The following is a 15,950-nucleotide window of genomic DNA, read 5'->3' as shown; positions in this document are numbered from 1 at the left end:
CGCGGTGCGCCGCCGCTCTGGCGCACCGCGGAACCGTCGTCCCCGTCAGCGAGTACCGACCGCCGCTCGGACGGCCTTGCGGGCCATCTGGCAGTCGTCGTGCAGCCGCCTGAGCAGCAGCCGCTGTTCCTCGCCGGACGGCGCAGCACCCGGGTGGGCCATGCCCGGTGCCGCCGGGGCCACCTCGTGCATCGAACGCTGCACGGCGGTCTCGTAGGTACGGATCTCCCGGGTCAGCACCAGCATCAGGTTCACCAGGAAGGCGTCCCTCGAGGCCGGGCCCGCCGCCTGGGCGATCTGGCTGATCTGCCGCCGGGCCACCGGCGCGTCCCCGAGCACCAGCCACAGCGTCGCCAGGTCGTACCCCGGCAGATACCAGCCGGCATGCTCCCAGTCCACCAGCACTGGACCGGCCGGTGACAGCAGGATGTTCGACAGCTGGGCGTCGCCGTGGCTGAACTGGAGCATGCCGTGCCGGCCCACCTGGTGGGCGATGCCGTGCAGCAGCTTCTGGAGGTCGCCGAGGTCCCGGTCGGTGAGCAGGCCCAGCTCGTGGTACCGGGAGATCCGGGCACCGTAGTCCAGCGGCATGTCGAAGGTGCCCGCCGGTGGCCGCCAGGCGTTCAGCCGGCAGATCGCGCCCAGCGCGGCCCGGATGTCCGGGCGGGGCGGCACCTCCACCGGATGGCGCTGCAGCGCCGCCACCCGGCCCGGCGCCCGCTCGATGACCAGGGTGCAGTTGTCCGGGTCCGCCGCGATCAGCCGGGGCACACGGACCGGTGGCCGGTGCCGGACGAACGAGCGGTATGCGGCTATTTCGTGGCGGATCCGCTCGGCCCAGGCGGGCGAGTGGTCCAGCAGACACTTGGCCACGGCCGTGCCGCGCCCCGCCGTCCCGACGAGGAGGACGGACCGTCCGCTGCGCCGCAGCACCTGCACCGGAGTGAACTCCGGGCAGATCCGGTGCACCGATGCGATCGCGGTGCGCAGTTGCGCGCCCTGGGGGCCGGACAAGTCGAGTCTCCCGCTGAGCGGTTGGGTACCGGCCTGGCCCGGCACCCGCCGGAGTCGGCCCGCGACCGGCACGGGGCCGCCCGGACGTGCCGCCGGGTCCAGGTACGGCCCGCCACCCGCGGGGCGGGAGCGCAGCGGCCGGGGCGGGGCGGACACGGAGGACGATGCTGCGTACATGGGAGATACAGATCCCTTCGTGTGCCTGCGGTGCCTGCCTGTGGTGCGTGCTCGGGGCACATGCGCGGGGCCGGAGCTCGGGGGAGCCCGTACTCCGTTCGCATGCACTGCGAGCGAGCGCCTGCCCGGCCCGGTCGCCCGGGTGCACCCTGGGGAATGCACCCGTCGGCTCGGCGAGCCGAGCGGCGACCGGGTCGGGGTGGCGCGTTCCTACTCGACACCCGATGCCCAGTGGCACACCATCTGGCGGGCCCTGGCGAACCCTGGCGAATAGTCACCCGGCAACCTGCACCGGGCTACTGTCAACTCAGCCGAGAACCTGGGGGCTTACGTGAGCGGACAACCCAACACCCGCCTTGCGGACCTGTTCGGCCTGGCCGGCTGGTCCAAGGGGGAACTCGCGAGGCTGGTCAACAAGCAGGCGGCGGCCATGGGCCACCCCCAGCTGTCGACCGACACCTCCCGGGTCCGTCGGTGGATCGACATGGGAGAGATCCCGCGCGATCCGGTACCGCGGGTGCTGGCGGCCCTGTTCACCGAGCGTCTCGGCCGTGTCGTGACCATCGAGGACCTCGGTCTGGTACGGCACGGGCGTGCGGGGAAACGGCAGGGCGACGGGATCGAGGAACATCCCGACGGCGTGCCGTGGGCGCCCGAACGTACCGCCGCGGTCCTCACCGAATTCACGGGAATGGACCTCATGCTCAACCGACGCGGCTTGGTGGGCGCGGGTGCCGCGCTCGCCGCGGGATCCGCACTCAGCAGCGCCATGTACGACTGGCTGCACACCGACCCGGCCATGAAGGCCGACGCCCCCGTCCTCGACGACCCCCTGCACGCCGACCCCGCTGGGTTCGACCGCTATGAGGCCGCCCCCATCGGGTCGCAGGAGATCGAGGAACTGGAGCGCTCGGTCGAGGTGTTCCGAGCCTGGGACGCGGCCCGTGGCGGCGGGCTTCAGCGCAAGGCGGTCGTGGGCCAGCTCAACGAGGTGGGCGGCATGCTCGCCTACCACCATCCACCCCATCTCCAGCGGCGCCTGTGGGGCGTCGCCGCCAACCTCGCCGTCCTCGCGGGCTGGATGTCTCACGACGTCGGCCTGGAGCCCACGGCGCAGAAGTACTTCGTCATCGCCGCCCATGCCGCCCGCGAGGGCGGAGACCGGCCGCGCGCCGGTGAGGCCCTGTCCCGGGCGGCCCGGCAGATGGTGCACCTGGGCCGGCCCGACGACGCACTGAACCTGATGAAACTCGCCCAGTCCGGCGCCGGCGACCGCCTGCAGCCGCGTACGAAGGCGATGTTCCACACCATCGAGGCCTGGGCGCAGGCCTCGATGGGCAAGGGCCAGGCGATGCGCCGCACCCTGGGTCAGGCGGAGGACATGTTCGTCGCCGATCGGGGCGACGGGGAGCCACTGGACTGGATGCAGACCTTCAAGGACGAGGATCTGTACGGCATGCAGGCCCTGGCCTACCGCACGCTGGCCGAGTTCGACCCGAGCGCGGCCGCGCACGCCCAGCACTACGCGGAGAAGGCCCTGTCCCTGCGCGTCGACGGACGGGAGCGCTCGAAGATCTTCGACCATCTGTCCATGGCATCGGCCTGCTTCATCGCCGACGACCCCGAACAGGCCGACCGCTACGCCCGGCTGGCCCTGATGTCGATGGGCTCGAACTCCTCCCGTCGCACCTGGGACCGGCTGCGGCAGATGTACCGGCTGACCGCGGAGTACTCCGGCTATCCGAAGATCCACGAACTGCGGGAGGAGATCCGGCTCGCCCTGCCCAAGCCGAGGGCCAAGGGCTCGGGCAGCGCACAGGCGTGAGCGCACAGGCACAGGGCCTGTGCGCCGGATTCCGTCGGTGATCTCAACTCATCGGCGACGTTCACTCATGCGGTGACCTTGGCGACGAGCACACAGGCGTCGTCCTCGCGTCCGGCTCCGTCGAACTCCTCGACCAGCGTGCGCACGCAGTCCTGCGCGGTGCGCGCCGCGCCGAACCGCGGGGCGAGGTCGAGCAGGCGGTCCACGGCCGAGCTCGAGCTGTGCCCCGGCACCAGTCCGTCGGTGTGCAGCAGCAGGAGGTCGCCCGGCCTGAGGGTCTCCTCGGATTGCCCGTAGACGGCGCCCGAGGTGGCGCCGAGCAGGACGCCGTCCGGTGCGTTCAGCAGGCGCCCCGTCCCGTCGCGGTACAGCAGCGGGGCGGGGTGTCCTGCCTGGGCCCAGACCAGGGTGCGGGTCTCGGGCCGGTAGCGGCAGCAGACGGCGCTGCCCAGGGCGGGCTGCACGGTGGCGTCCAGTAACTGGTTGAGCATGCCGAGCAGTTCACCGGGCCGGCTGCCCGCCAGCGCCATTCCGCGTACGGCACCGAGCAGCATCGCCATCCCGGAGGCGACGGCCACTCCGTGCCCGGTGAGGTCGCCGACGCTCAGCAGGGTCTCGCCGTCGGACAGTTCCAGCGCGTCGTACCAGTCGCCGCCCAGCGGTGTGCTCGTCGCCGCGGGGAGGCGGCGAGCGGCGAGGTCGAGGGTGCGTGGCCCCTGGTGCGGGAGCCGCAGGGAGCCGCGCCATGGCGGTAGCACGGCTTCCTGCAGCTCGGCCGCGATCCGGTGCTCGGTCTGCTCCTCCCGGCGGTGACGCCGCAACGAGTCACGGGTCTCGCGCTCCGTCGTCCGGCAGCGGCGCAGTTCGCTGACGTCGCGCAGCACGGCCCACATCGAGGCCGTGCTGCCGTCGGCGCCGAGCACGGGTTCGCCCATCATGTGCACCACCCGCACGGAGCCATCGGGCCGCAGGACGCGGAACTCGCCGTCGATGGGTTTGCCGTCGACCAGGCAGTCCGTCACCATCGCGGTCAGTTTCGGCCGGTCCTCCTCCAGGACCAGCGAGGGCAGCTCGTCCAGGGTGAGGGCGGGGGCGTCCGGGTCCAGGCCAAGGATCTGGTACAGCTCCCCGGACCAGGTGGCCTCGTCCGTCAGCAGGTTCCACTCCGCGCTGCCGACACGGCTGAGCAGCGATCCGCTCGGGGCGGCGGCGGTCGAGGGCCGAAGGGCGGGCGCCTCGGCCGGTCCGGCAGGCTCGGCCGCCGGTCCGTCCCGGAGCTGGGCCAAGTGGGCGTCCACGTCCTCGAGTTGGTGCAGGGCGAGGTCGTACAGGGCGCGCTGCCAGCGCTCCTCCGGGTCCGCACCGTCGCTCCGGGTGTCCCGCCGTACCGCGTCCACTTCGCCCTTGAGCCGCCGCGTCTGCTTTATCAACGCCTCGACCGAGCCGGGTCCGGGTGGCTGGGCGGCTGGACGGTCCGCGGAGACTTGGGACGGCATGACGCACTCCGTTGTGGGACGAGACGGCCGGGGAGGACGGGGGGACCGCTACGACTCTCGCACAGCCCGCGACGCCCCGTAAGGGATTTGGCAACACACGATACGGTGGTGCTTCCGGCATATGCCAGAGTCTTCCCGGAGTGATCCGCGCACACGAATGACGTACGCGCGTAGCCGTCCAAGTCGTAGGAAAACTACGAGTGTTGTCCCGTCCGGACCGCATTTCCCCGGCGCTCACGCGGGTGTTCGTCGCATCTGCGTTCCAGTGTGCGGGAAGCGTCCTGTACCTGTCGAACTCTGACCGGATTTCGCGGCATGCGAGAGGCCTTCGCGGACTCCATTAAGGCATGGACGCCATCACTGTCGCACAGCCCGCCCAGGCCCGGCTCATCACCGCCGAGGACCAGGAGATCCCAGTGTCCGCCACGCTGCGCTATACAACGGACGACCCATTGGCCGTCTTCGTGGACTTCCCGGCCGAGGCCGCGCTGGACGGCGAGGAGGTCACCTGGATCTTCGCGCGCTCCCTGCTCGACGAGGGGCTGCGGGCCCCGGCCGGCCACGGAGACGTCCAGATCTGGCCGTACGACCGCACCCGGACGGTTCTGGAGTTCCACTCGCCCCACGGCCTGGCCCTGCTGCAGTTCCCCGCTTCGGCCCTGCGCCGCTTCCTGCTGCGCACGTACGGGGTGGTGGCGGCCGGGCAGGAGGACCTGGCCGGAGTCGTGGAGCGGGGGCTGGGCGCCCTGTTCGGCGGGGTATGAGACGGCCCCCTGGGCGACTTTGACTTCTGTTCACCTTTGCCTCACCGCCCCGGTATGGACCCTGACGATCGCCGCGGGCACCCTGGCGCGCGGCGTGCCGCAGGGGCACCGAAGGCGACAAGGACGGGGCGAATGACACCGATCAGCCGAAGAGGCTTCGTGGGGCTCGGCGCATCCGTGGCGGCGGGTGTGGCGCTGGGCGGCGCAGGCGTGCGCACGGCAGCGGCGGCCACCACGGCGACCGGCACGATCAAGGACGTCCAGCACGTGGTGATCCTCATGCAGGAGAACCGCAGCTTCGACCACTACTTCGGCCGGCTGAAGGGCGTGCGCGGTTTCGGCGACCGCAGCGGCATCACCCTCAGCGGCGGCCACCCGGTCTTCGACCAGCCGAACGGAACGGGCCGTCAGTACCCGTGGAAGCTCAGCGCCACCCCGTCCGCCGGCGGCAAGGACGGCGAGACCATGGCCCAGTGCAACGGCGACCTGCCCCACTCCTGGTCCTCGCAGCACTCCGCCTGGAACAAGGGCCGCATGGACAACTGGGTCGCGGGCGTCGGCAACGTCCGCTCGCTCGGCTACCTGGACCGCTCCGACATCCCCTTCCACTACGCGCTCGCCGACAACTACACCATCTGCGACGCCTACTTCTGCTCCACGCTCAGCGCCACCGGCCCCAACCGCACCTATCTGTGGAGCGGCAAGGTCGACTCCTCCAGCTACGACGGCGGCGACGAGTCCGGCCTGACCTGGCAGAACTACGCCGAGGCGCTGCAGGCCGCCGGAGTGACGTGGAAGGTCTACCAGAACGCCGCGGACAACTACGGCGACAACGGCTGCGCCTACTTCAAGAACTTCGCGAACGCCAAGCCGGGCGACCCCTTGTACGACCGCGGCATGTCCTCGGTGCCCAAGGTGACCGGCTCCACCCCCGACGACATCGCCGCCGCCATCAAGGCCGACGTGCTCGCGGGCACCCTCCCGCAGGTCTCCTGGGTCGTCCCCAACCAGGCCTTCTCCGAGCACCCCTACGCCCCGCCCGGCGACGGCGCCCACTTCGTCAACCTCGTCTACCAGGCCCTGGCGGCCGACCAGGACGTCTTCGACTCCACCGTCCTGTTCCTCAACTACGATGAGAACGACGGCTACTTCGACCATGTGCCCCCGCCGGCACCGCCCGCCGGAACGGCCGGGGAGTTCCTCAACGGAGTGCCGTACGGCTTCGGCTTCCGCGTCCCGATGCTCGTCGTATCGCCATGGACGCGCGGCGGCTGGGTCTCCTCCGAGGTCTTCGAGCACACCTCGGTGCTGCGCTTCCTGGAGACCTGGACGTCCGCCCTGGGCAAGCCCGCCAAGTGCCCCAACATCAGCGACTGGCGGCGCACGGTCAGCGGGGACCTCACTGGCGTCTTCGACTTCGCCAACCCGGTCTACGGCACGGTCTCCCTGCCCGCGACCAGCGTCATCGGCATCGACACCTGCGGACCGCTGCCCAACCCGGTGCCGACCGACAACGCCCTGCCCACGCAGGAGTCCGGCACCCGCCCGGCCCGCGCCCTGCCGTACCAGCCGAACGGCTACCTGGACCACCTGGAGTTCGACGCGGTCGGCAAGATCCTGGCCTGGTTCACGATGACCAACCAGGGCGCCCCGGCGTCCCGCGCGGCCCACTTCTCCATCCACCCGAACGCCTACCGCGACACCACGCCCTGGCAGTACACGGTCGACGCGGGCGGCACCGCCTCCGACTACTTCAACGTCGGCACCGGCTTCGGCGGCGGCAAGTACGACTTCACCATGATCGGCCCCAACCGCTTCCTGCGCCGCTTCCAGGGCGACGCGACCAAGGCGGGCAAGTCGGCGGAGGTGAACACCCGTTACGCGGTCGAGCCGGGCACGGGCAGGCTGGCGATCTACTTCAAGATGGCCAACTCGGGTTCCACGCCTGTGAAGTTCACCATCACCTCCAACCACTACCGCAGCGACGGCCCCTGGACCTACCCCGTCGCCGCGGGCGCCTCGACGGAGGACTACTTCAACGCCGTCGCCTACCAGAACGGCTGGTACGACTTCACGGTGACCGTCGACTCCGACGCGACCTGGTCGCGCCGGTTCACCGGGCACCTGGAGACGGGCGCGGCGAGCGTCAGCGGCTGACCCCGGCGCAGGGGCCGTACAGGTCCGGGCGCGGGGCAAGGTCGACGGCCACCCGGCCGCCGGTCTCCAGCGCCCGGACCCCCGCCTCGGCGACGACGGACGCGGCGTAACCGTCCCAGGCGCTCGGACCGGTGACCCAGCCGCGCCGGGTGGCATCCACCCAGGCCTGCACCTCGCGGTCGTAGGCGTCGGCGAACCGGACGAGGTAGTCCTGCGCGACCTCCTCGCGGGCGCCGCCCGCCGTGGTGACCACCATGGTGTGCTCGTCGCCGATCCGCGCGCTGCCCCGCTCGCACACGGCCTCGCAGCGCACCTGGTAGCCGAAGCCGCAGTTGACGAAGACCTCAACGTCGACCAGCGCGCCCCCGTCCGTCTCGAACAGCACGAACTGCGGATCCAGCAGCCCCTCGGGGGCGTCCGCGGACGGCCTGGGACGCAGCACGGTCACCGCCGTCAGCTCCTGCCCGAGCAGCCAGCGGGCCGCGTCGATCTCGTGCGAGACGGAGCTGTTGATCAGCATGGCGCTGGTGAAGTGGCCGGGGGAGGAGACGTTGCGGTGGGTGCAGTGCAGCATCAAGGGGCGGCCCAGACCGCCGCCGTCCAGCAGCGACTTGAGCCGGCCGTACTCGGTGTCATAGCGGCGCATGAAGCCGATCTGCGCCAGCCGGCGGCCAAGTCGTGCCTCGGCCTCCACCACCCGCAGCGCACCCGTGGAGTCGGGCACCATGGGCTTCTCGCACAGGACCGGCAGCCCACGGGCGAAGGCGGCGAGGAGGGCCTCCTCATGGGCGGGCCCGGGAGAGGCGATCAGCACGGCCGCCACGCCGGGAGCGTCGAGCGCGGCCACGGGGTCCTTGTGCACGGTCATTCCGTCGAGGCCGGCCGCGGCTGTCCCGGCCCGCTCGACATCGGGGTCGGCCACCGCCGCGACCCTGGCTCCGCTGACCACTTGGTCGAGGCGTCGTATGTGGTCGGCCCCCATGTGTCCGGCACCCAGTACGGCCACTCCCAGCAGGTCACCCATGTGCGCGCTCCCTTACGCCGACGATCACGCCGTAGCGTACGCCGGGCAGGGAGCGCTGCCGGGGTGCCTCAGACCTGGGGTGTCCCAGACCCGGGGGCGCCTCAGTACCGCAGCACGCCGGCGATCCCGTTCGCGTCGCCCAGCGTGCCGTCTGGCACGAAGCGGACCTCGGCGCCGGTCTCCAGACACTGCTCGACGATCTCGTCCACGATGTCCTCGCGGGCGTCCAGGTCGCCGGGCTCGGCGGGCACCAGGTGCTCGCCCAGGTCACTGACCGTCGCCCGGAAGTTCTCCTCCACGGCGAGCAGCCGGATCCGGCCGTCGCGGGCGCTCTGCCACAGCTCGTCCAGACCGGCCGCGTAGGTCTTGTGGCCGCGCGCCGAGGTCAGCTCACGGACCACGGCCGTGGTGTCCTTGCGGGCCTCCTCCTCCAGCACCGGCCGCAGCGCCTGCCACACCGCTTCGGGACCGGCGTGCGCGAGGCCGCCGCGCGGGACCAGGGTGGCCTCCTTGGCCGCGCTGCCGACCTCCTCCAGCAGGGACAGCGCCGCCTGCTCGCCGGTGATGTACAGCGGCCGGGGCTGGTCGCGCAGGAGCGCGGCCATGGCGGTGTCCGCCTCGCGCAGGAAATGGCGCGTGCCCTCGTCGCGGAAGGCGCTCGGCTGGTCGCCGATCTGCATCTGACGCTCCGCGTCGAAGTTCTCCTGCCGGCGCTCCAGCGGGAAACCGCCGGACGACTCCGCCACGACACGGCCCTCGCCGCCGCTCCACAGGGTGACGCGGTCCGCAGAGACCGACAGCGCCCAGAAGGGCCGTTCGGAGGCCTGCGCGGCGACCAGGTTGCGGGTGAGGAAGGTGTCCGAGAGCACCACCCGCTCGGGGACGGTGCGGGCCAGGGACCACACCTGGTGCTCGCCCGGGGCGGCGAAGATCACCAGGCCGTCCTCGGCGTGTGTCAGATCCACCTCGGCCAGCGCCCGGTCGAGCTGCGCCACGACTTCGTTGCGCCGCTCACGGGTGACGGCAGGGTCGGACTCCAGGCGTTTTCGTGCCTCGGTGACGACATTGCGCAGCCGGACGGGATCCTGCTCGTTGTCCGGTTCCCGGCGGTGTGTCGGGGTCAGCACGGACACCGCCGGGTAAGGGCGCGGGCGCCGCAGTTCGGCCAGCGTTGCGGGACTCAGTGCGTGCTCCATGACAGCACGATAGGGCGGATTCACCCGTACGGCATTCGGGGTGTCCCGGCCCCGGTTTCCGCAGTGAATTCCCCCGTGGAACCGGTGACGCGATGCCCCGCGGACGGCTACCGTACCGGCCAGTAACCGGACCGCAGTGCACCCCAGGAGGCCTGACATGCCGCAGCTCGAAGTCGACGGAGCGGCCCTGACGTACGACGACGAGGGCCCCCGTGACGCACCGGAGGTGCCGCTGGTGTTCGTGCACGGATGGACCGCGAACCGGCGCCGCTGGGACCACCAGATCGCGCACTTCTCCGCAAGACGCCGGGTGATCCGGCTGGACCTGCGCGGTCACGGGGACAGCACCGGCGCCGGCGTGCGCACGATCGCGGAGCTGGCGCGGGACGTCCTGGCCCTGCTTGACCACCTTCAGGTCGAACGGTTCGCGCTGGTCGGCCACTCGATGGGCGGCATGATCGCGCAGACCATCGCCCTGGCCCACCCCGAGCGGGTGGAGCGGATGGTGCTGGTGGGCTCGATCGGCCGGATGACGTACAGCCGTGGGCGGGGCCTGCTCATGGCCGCCTCCACCCTGGTGCCGTACCGGCTGTTCGTGGCGGCCAACATCCAGCGCGCCTTCGCGCCCGGCTATCCGCGCGAGGAGATCCGCGCGCACATCCGCGCCTCCGCCGCGACCCCGCGCGAGGTCGTGATGACGCTCTACGGCGCGATGCGCGCCTTCGACGTCCTCGACCGGGCCGGGGAGATCCGCACGCCCACGCTGATGGTGCACGGCTATCACGACGTCCAACTGCCGGTGCGGCAGATGCTGCGGATGGCCAAGGCCTATCCGGACGCGGTCGTCCGCATCCTCGACGCGGGCCATGAGCTGCCGCTGGAGAAGCCGGCCGAGCTGACCGAGGCGCTCGACGCGTTTCTGGCCGCGAAGGAGTGACGCCCGAGCTGTTTGGCCAAGTTTTTGCCCGTGGCCGGTTCGCTGCCCTGTCGGCCCGCAGTCCCCGCGATCTGGAGATTTCGCGAAGGCAAAACCCGGCCGAAACAATGGAGGAGTGCGGGGCATTCGTGTTACGGCCGCGTTGACCGCGTCGAACACCTGACGGACGCTCGTCATATAGGTGCTCGATACAACTGGTTTGCTCCCTGGTGCGAGCCGGAGGCAGGAGGCAGCGCATGTGCGGCATCACAGGATGGGTTTCCTTCGACCGCGACCTGACCGCAGAGGCCACCACATTGCGTGCGATGACCGAGACGATGGCCTGCCGCGGCCCGGACGACCGCGGCGTCTGGACCGAGGGCCCGGCCGCCCTGGGCCACCGCCGGCTCGCGATCATCGACCTCCCCGGCGGCCGTCAGCCGATGTCCGTGGCGACCCAGGAGGGAACCGTCGCCATGGTGTACTCCGGGGAGGCCTACAACTTCACCGAACTGCGCCGTGAACTGGAAGGCCGCGGCCACCGGTTCACCACCGACTCCGACACCGAGGTCGTCCTGCACGGTTACCTCGAATGGGGTGACGGGGTCGCCGAACGGCTCAACGGGATGTACGCGTTCGCGGTCTGGGACGGCCGCCACGACAAGCTCGTGATGATCCGCGACCGCATGGGCATCAAGCCGTTCTACTACCACCCCACCTCCGACGGCGTCCTGTTCGGCTCCGAGCCCAAGGCGATCCTCGCCAACCCGCTGGTCCGCCGCCGGGTGACGCTGGACGGGCTGCGGGAGCTGTTCGTCATGGTCAAGACGCCCGGACACGCGATCTGGGACGGCATGCGCGAGGTGGAACCCGGCACGGTCGTCACCGTCGACCGCTCCGGCCTGTCCACCCGTGTCTACTGGCACCTTCAGACCCGGCCGCACACCGACGACCGCGACACCACCATCGTGACCGTGCGCTCGCTGCTCGACGACATCGTGCGCCGCCAGCTGGTCGCCGACGTCCCCCGCTGCACCCTGCTCTCCGGCGGCCTCGACTCCTCCGCGATGACCGCGATCGCCGCCCGGCAACTCGCCCGGCAGGGCGAGAAGGTGCGCAGCTTCGCCGTCGACTTCGTCGGCCAGACCGACAACTTCGTCGCCGACGAGCTGCGCGGCACCCCCGACACGCCGTTCGTGCACGACGTGGCCGAGCTCGCGGGCACCGACCACCAGGACATCGTGCTCGACGCGCAGTCCCTCGCCGACCCCGCCGTGCGCGAACAGGTGATCCGCGCCCGCGATCTGCCGGCCGGCTTCGGCGACATGGACGCCTCGCTCCTGCTGCTCTTCCGCGCCATCCGCGAGAAGTCCACGGTGGCCCTGTCCGGCGAGTCCGCCGACGAAGTCTTCGGCGGCTACCTGCAGTTCTTCGACGAGGAGGCGCGCCGTGCCGACACCTTCCCGTGGCTGACGACCATGGGGCGCCACTTCGGCGAGGACGCCGACGTGCTGCGCGCCGACCTCACCAAGACCCTGGACCTGGAGAGTTACGTCTCCGACGGCTACCGCACGGCCGTCGCAGGCATCGAACGGCTCGACGGCGAGAGCGACTTCGAGTACCGGATGCGGCAGATGAGCCATCTGCACCTGACCCGCTTCGTGCGCGCCCTGCTCGACCGCAAGGACCGGATGAGCATGGCCGTCGGCCTGGAGGTCCGGGTGCCGTTCTGCGACCACCGCCTGGTCGAGTACGTCTACAACGCCCCGTGGGCGCTGAAGTCCTTCGACGGCCGGGAGAAGAGCCTGCTGCGGGAGGCGGCCGCGGACGTCCTGCCGCGCTCGGTGTACGAGCGGGTCAAGAGCCCGTACCCGTCCACGCAGGACCCGCAGTACGCCCTCGCCCTCCAGGAGCAGGCCAAGGAACTGCTCTCCCGGCCCTCGCACCAGGTCTTCGACCTCGTCGACCGCGACCGGCTCCGCCGGGCCGCCGAGCGCGAGGCGCCGGTGAGCACCCAGGCGGCCCGGCGCGGCCTGGAGCGCGCCCTTGACCTCGCGCGATGGCTGGAGGTCTACACGCCCGAGGTGATCACCGGCTGAGGCCGATGGCCCGGTCCGCGGCCGCCCGCGTGGGCTGCCACCACGTCGTCACCGGCTCCCGCACCAGGACGTGCTCGCCGGTGCCGAGCCGGGCTGCGGTGAAGGAGCGGCCCCAGTGGGCGGCCGAGGCGGCCACGGTCACGGTGCCCACCCGGCGGGCCTCGGGGTCCGCCGGGTCGCCGATGGTGCGGACGTCGGCGTAGGCGGTCTGCCCGGCCGCGAGGCGGAAGCCGCCGGTGCCGCCCTCGGGCGTCGGCAGCGCGGCGCCGTCCAGGTCCCCGAAGGTCACCGTGGGCACCCGGTCGACGACGCACGCGCGGGCGCCGTGGTGGGTGACGCCGATCCGCAGCACGGTCGGATCGGCGGGTGCGGCCTTGGCCCGGACCGTCAGCGACTTCTCCGCGCAGCGGACGGGCCGGGCGGGGTCCGCCGTGGCGGCCTGGCTCTGCGGCGCGGTGAGCAGCAGGCCCGCGACGGCGGCCGAGGCGGCGGGTACGGCGATGGTGGCGCGGATGCGCATGACGGTGTCCCCCTGTCGCGGTCAGGTACGGGATGCGGCGGCTGCCGAAGCACGCCCGGCCAGTGTGACGGCCGGGAGGAGCGGGAGGTTGCACCTGATTCGCGCCTGTTACCCGGTTGCGCACCCACTGTCACCAGTTGGTGGCGTTCGTGGTGGCGCTCCAGTCGTTGCCGTCCGCCGGGCAGGAGCTGCCGTTCGGCGGCAGGGAGCCGTACAGCAGGTAGTCGTCGATCTTCTGGTGCACGCACTTGGAGGAGGTGTAACCGGTGTGGCCGTCCCCCTTGTTGTCGAGCACCACCGCCGACGAACCGAGCCGTGCGGCCGTCTCCACCGTCCATCGGTACGGCGTCGCCGGGTCGCCGCGCGTGCCCACGAGCAGCATCCTCGCCGAGTGGACGTCCTTGACCCGGTCGCGGATGAAGTCGGTGCCCTTGGGGCGGCCGTAGCACATGAGCAGTTCGGTCAGCCGGTAGCGGCCGAACACCGGCGAGGCCTGCTCGTACTCGGCCCGCAGGTGCTTCAGGTCCTTGCTGATCTGCGCCGCGTCGGGCCGGTCGGGGTCGTCGGCGCAGTTGATCGCCATCAGCGCGGCCTGCAGGTTGTCCGCCGGCACGTTCTGCGGATCGACCAGACCGCCGTTGCGGTGGCCGCCCACGGGCAGTCCGGAGCCTGAGGTGGCGAAGTTCTGCACGCCCCGGGTGTCGCCGTCCTGGACGAGCGAGGCCAGGGCGCGCTCCAGGGAGGGCCACAGCCGCTTGCTGTAGAGGGCCTGCCCGATGGCGCCGACCAGGTCCTGTCCGGAGAACGAGCCGCCGAAGTCCGACGGGACCGGGTTCTGGTCGAGCGAGTGCACGAGGGTGACCACCTGGTCCCCGGCCGCGCGCCGGTCCTGCCCGAACGGACAGGCGACGTCCGTCATACACCAGTCCAGGAAATCGTCCAGCGCGGTCTGCTGCCCCTGGGCGCCGGCCACCCCCTGCTCGGACAGCGGCTCGGTCAGGGTGTCCACGCCGTCGAGGGCGAGCCGGCGTACCTTGTGCGGGAACTGTGCCGCGTACACCGCGCCGAGCCGCGTTCCATAGGAGAAACCGAGGTAGTTGAGCTTCTTGTCGCCGAGGGCCTGGCGGATGACGTCCAGGTCGCGGGAGGCGTTCACGGTGCCTATGCGGGGCAGCACCGGGCCGGAGTTCCGGGCGCATTCGTCGGCGGCCTTGCGCAACTTCGTGAGCAGTGTCCGCGGATGGTCGAGGCCGGTCTCGTCGTCCAGCGCGGACGAGGCCTCGTCGCTGCCGTCGCCGCAGCTGACGGGAGAGGAGCGGCCGACGCCCCGCGGGTCGAAGCCGACCACGTCGTAGCCGTTGGTCAGGTCCATGAACTGCTTGCCGTCGGACGCGAGTTCAGGGATGCCCGCACCGCCCGGGCCGCCGAAGTTCAGCAGCACCGAGCCCTGTTTCTTCCCGGTCGCCTGATAGCGGGCGAGGGCCAGATCGAGCGTGCCCGCACGGGGCCGTGTGTAGTCGATCGGGACGGTGACCGTCCCGCACTGGAGGTCCTTCGGCATGTCGGGACCCTTGCAGGCCGCCCAGGTCACCTTCTGCCGATAGAAGCGGGACAGGTCGGGCTGTGGCCGGTCGGTCGCGGGCAGTCCGGCGCCGAGCAGCGCCAGGGCGAGGGCTCCGGTACCCGCGCAGCGCCGGACGGCGGGCCGTGTGGACAGCTTGACCAGCATCGACAGCCTCCCGGGACTCCTGTCGCGGACCGGAGGACGGCGCCCTCGGATCACCATAAGCGGGCCGCGGACGGCCCGCCTCCCGGCGAGCGGGACGGCGCCTCGTACCGTATTCTCCGCACCTCCGTGCCCGTTATCGATCACTGAGCGTCTTTGCGTGCAGTTCGATAACACTGTCGCTCGACGGGGTGAAAGACCGATAAGCCATAACTCGGATGGGTGGCCTGCGTTTTACGGGGTGCGGGTGAGTGCCCGCGACGAAGTCTGGAAGGCAGGAACCTATGAGACGGGCTACCCGTAACGGTGTGATCGCCGTCGTCGCCGCCTCCGGAGCGATGGCCGTGACGCTGCCGGTGTCGGCCGCCTTCGCCGCCGACGGTGCCACCGCCGACGGCTCCGCGGCCGGCTCGCCCGGGCTGATCTCCGGCAACGGCGTCCAGCTCCCGGTGCATGTGCCGGTGAACGTGTGCGGCAACACCGTGAACGTGGTGGGGCTGCTCGACCCAGCCACCGGCAACGCCTGCGCGAACCGCTCCGGCCAGGGCGCCGCAACGGGCGGGTCGGCGACGTCCGGCGGCGCCTCTGCCCACGGCCGCGCGCAGGGCTCGCCCGGCCTGCTCTCCGGCAACGGCGTCCAGCTCCCCGTCGACCTGCCGGTGAACGTCAGCGGCAACAGCGTCGACGTGGTCGGGGTGGGCAACCCGGCCGAGGGCAACCGGTCGGTCAACGGCCCCGGTGACCATCCCCGTACCCCCCGGAGCCCGGCCCCGAAGCCTCCCGCCCCCACCAGGCACCAGCCCCGCCCGCACACCCCGCCGACGGCGTCCGCGCTGGCCCACACCGGGACGGACGGCACCGCGCCCACCGTCGCCGGCAGCGCCGCGCTGCTCCTCACCGGCGCCGTCCTCTACCGCCGCTTCCGCCCCGGGCGTACCGACTGACCCACCCCCTCCCATGGCCCCACCGGACGCCGGCCCGGTGGGGCCTCGTTCGGGTGAGACCGGGCGGTGCCCCACGGTGCAGTAGCTTGATC

The 15,950-nt window shown here is 71.5% G+C and carries 12 protein-coding genes; 6 read left to right on the top strand and 6 right to left on the bottom strand.

All coding sequences use genetic code 11. From position 1 onward, the window contains the following. Window positions 1-45 precede the first annotated feature (45 nt). Window positions 46-1,191 (bottom strand): aminoglycoside phosphotransferase family protein, encoded by a 1,146-nt coding sequence (locus ACWCQS_RS32155; RefSeq protein ID WP_451007711.1) that lies wholly within the window; start codon window positions 1,189-1,191, stop codon window positions 46-48. A 331-nt stretch (window positions 1,192-1,522) separates the two neighbouring features. Between ACWCQS_RS32155 and ACWCQS_RS32150 the strand changes: the two genes are divergently transcribed. Further along, complete coding sequence (locus ACWCQS_RS32150; protein ID WP_451007710.1) at window positions 1,523-3,016, top strand: DNA-binding protein NsdB; 1,494 nt, start codon at window positions 1,523-1,525, stop codon at window positions 3,014-3,016. A 65-nt stretch (window positions 3,017-3,081) separates the two neighbouring features. Here the strand turns inward: ACWCQS_RS32150 and ACWCQS_RS32145 are convergent, their stop codons facing one another. Beyond that, window positions 3,082-4,512 carry a PP2C family protein-serine/threonine phosphatase gene (locus tag ACWCQS_RS32145; RefSeq protein ID WP_451007709.1) on the bottom strand — a complete coding sequence of 477 codons (1,431 nt, stop codon included), beginning with the start codon at window positions 4,510-4,512 and terminating at the stop codon, window positions 3,082-3,084. 347 nt (window positions 4,513-4,859) lie between these two features. Between ACWCQS_RS32145 and ACWCQS_RS32140 the strand changes: the two genes are divergently transcribed. Continuing rightward, a complete protein-coding gene (locus ACWCQS_RS32140; RefSeq protein WP_451007708.1) occupies window positions 4,860-5,276 on the top strand; it encodes an SsgA family sporulation/cell division regulator in 417 nt (138 codons plus the stop codon). A 132-nt stretch (window positions 5,277-5,408) separates the two neighbouring features. Further along, window positions 5,409-7,433, top strand: a complete 2,025-nt coding sequence (locus tag ACWCQS_RS32135; protein ID WP_451007707.1) for a phosphocholine-specific phospholipase C — start codon at window positions 5,409-5,411, stop codon at window positions 7,431-7,433. On the opposite strand, the gene ACWCQS_RS32130 is transcribed toward ACWCQS_RS32135, so the two are convergent. Together ACWCQS_RS32130 and ACWCQS_RS32125 are read right to left on the bottom strand one after the other, a co-directional pair. Further along, window positions 7,423-8,457: a Gfo/Idh/MocA family protein gene (locus ACWCQS_RS32130; protein WP_451007706.1), complete on the bottom strand. Its 1,035-nt coding sequence runs from the start codon at window positions 8,455-8,457 to the stop codon at window positions 7,423-7,425. The genes ACWCQS_RS32135 and ACWCQS_RS32130 overlap by 11 nt on opposite strands. A 101-nt stretch (window positions 8,458-8,558) precedes the next feature. Next, a complete protein-coding gene (locus ACWCQS_RS32125; protein WP_451007705.1) occupies window positions 8,559-9,653 on the bottom strand; it encodes a baeRF3 domain-containing protein in 1,095 nt (364 codons plus the stop codon). 157 nt (window positions 9,654-9,810) lie between these two features. Here ACWCQS_RS32125 and ACWCQS_RS32120 point away from each other — a divergent pair, with 157 nt between their 5' ends. Together ACWCQS_RS32120 and asnB are read left to right on the top strand one after the other, a co-directional pair. After that, window positions 9,811-10,590, top strand: coding sequence for an alpha/beta fold hydrolase (locus ACWCQS_RS32120; protein ID WP_451007704.1), 780 nt, complete (start codon window positions 9,811-9,813; stop codon window positions 10,588-10,590). Window positions 10,591-10,826: 236 nt separating this feature from the next. Further along, complete coding sequence (asnB, locus tag ACWCQS_RS32115; protein ID WP_451007703.1) at window positions 10,827-12,668, top strand: asparagine synthase (glutamine-hydrolyzing); 1,842 nt, start codon at window positions 10,827-10,829, stop codon at window positions 12,666-12,668. Here asnB and ACWCQS_RS32110 read toward each other — a convergent pair. Together ACWCQS_RS32110 and ACWCQS_RS32105 are read right to left on the bottom strand one after the other, a co-directional pair. Continuing rightward, window positions 12,658-13,188 carry a DUF4232 domain-containing protein gene (locus ACWCQS_RS32110; protein WP_451007702.1) on the bottom strand — a complete coding sequence of 177 codons (531 nt, stop codon included), beginning with the start codon at window positions 13,186-13,188 and terminating at the stop codon, window positions 12,658-12,660. The genes asnB and ACWCQS_RS32110 overlap by 11 nt on opposite strands. 130 nt (window positions 13,189-13,318) lie before the next feature. Beyond that, the gene (locus ACWCQS_RS32105; protein WP_451007701.1) at window positions 13,319-14,917 is read right to left on the bottom strand and encodes an alpha/beta hydrolase; all 1,599 of its coding nucleotides are present in this window, start codon (window positions 14,915-14,917) and stop codon (window positions 13,319-13,321) included. A 281-nt stretch (window positions 14,918-15,198) separates the two neighbouring features. On the opposite strand from ACWCQS_RS32105, the gene ACWCQS_RS32100 reads away from it, so the two are divergent. After that, complete coding sequence (locus ACWCQS_RS32100; protein ID WP_451007700.1) at window positions 15,199-15,858, top strand: chaplin; 660 nt, start codon at window positions 15,199-15,201, stop codon at window positions 15,856-15,858. Window positions 15,859-15,950: the final 92 nt, after the last annotated feature.

The organism is Streptomyces sp. NPDC002076 (genome assembly GCF_053593835.1).
Note: the sequence above shows the minus strand (reverse complement) of the source record. Positions and strands in the feature narration are given on the sequence as shown.

What these genes read in the sequence shown, in the direction of transcription:
- ACWCQS_RS32155 (WP_451007711.1), bottom strand. Translation starts at nt 1,191, where the DNA reads ATGTACGCAGCATCGTCCTCCGTGTCCGCCCCGCCCCGGCCGCTGCGC.
- ACWCQS_RS32145 (WP_451007709.1), bottom strand. Translation starts at nt 4,512, where the DNA reads ATGCCGTCCCAAGTCTCCGCGGACCGTCCAGCCGCCCAGCCACCCGGA.
- ACWCQS_RS32140 (WP_451007708.1), top strand. Translation starts at nt 4,860, where the DNA reads ATGGACGCCATCACTGTCGCACAGCCCGCCCAGGCCCGGCTCATCACC.
- ACWCQS_RS32135 (WP_451007707.1), top strand. Translation starts at nt 5,409, where the DNA reads ATGACACCGATCAGCCGAAGAGGCTTCGTGGGGCTCGGCGCATCCGTG.
- ACWCQS_RS32130 (WP_451007706.1), bottom strand. Translation starts at nt 8,457, where the DNA reads ATGGGTGACCTGCTGGGAGTGGCCGTACTGGGTGCCGGACACATGGGG.
- ACWCQS_RS32125 (WP_451007705.1), bottom strand. Translation starts at nt 9,653, where the DNA reads ATGGAGCACGCACTGAGTCCCGCAACGCTGGCCGAACTGCGGCGCCCG.
- ACWCQS_RS32120 (WP_451007704.1), top strand. Translation starts at nt 9,811, where the DNA reads ATGCCGCAGCTCGAAGTCGACGGAGCGGCCCTGACGTACGACGACGAG.
- asnB (WP_451007703.1), top strand. Translation starts at nt 10,827, where the DNA reads ATGTGCGGCATCACAGGATGGGTTTCCTTCGACCGCGACCTGACCGCA.
- ACWCQS_RS32110 (WP_451007702.1), bottom strand. Translation starts at nt 13,188, where the DNA reads ATGCGCATCCGCGCCACCATCGCCGTACCCGCCGCCTCGGCCGCCGTC.
- ACWCQS_RS32105 (WP_451007701.1), bottom strand. Translation starts at nt 14,917, where the DNA reads ATGCTGGTCAAGCTGTCCACACGGCCCGCCGTCCGGCGCTGCGCGGGT.
- ACWCQS_RS32100 (WP_451007700.1), top strand. Translation starts at nt 15,199, where the DNA reads ATGAGACGGGCTACCCGTAACGGTGTGATCGCCGTCGTCGCCGCCTCC.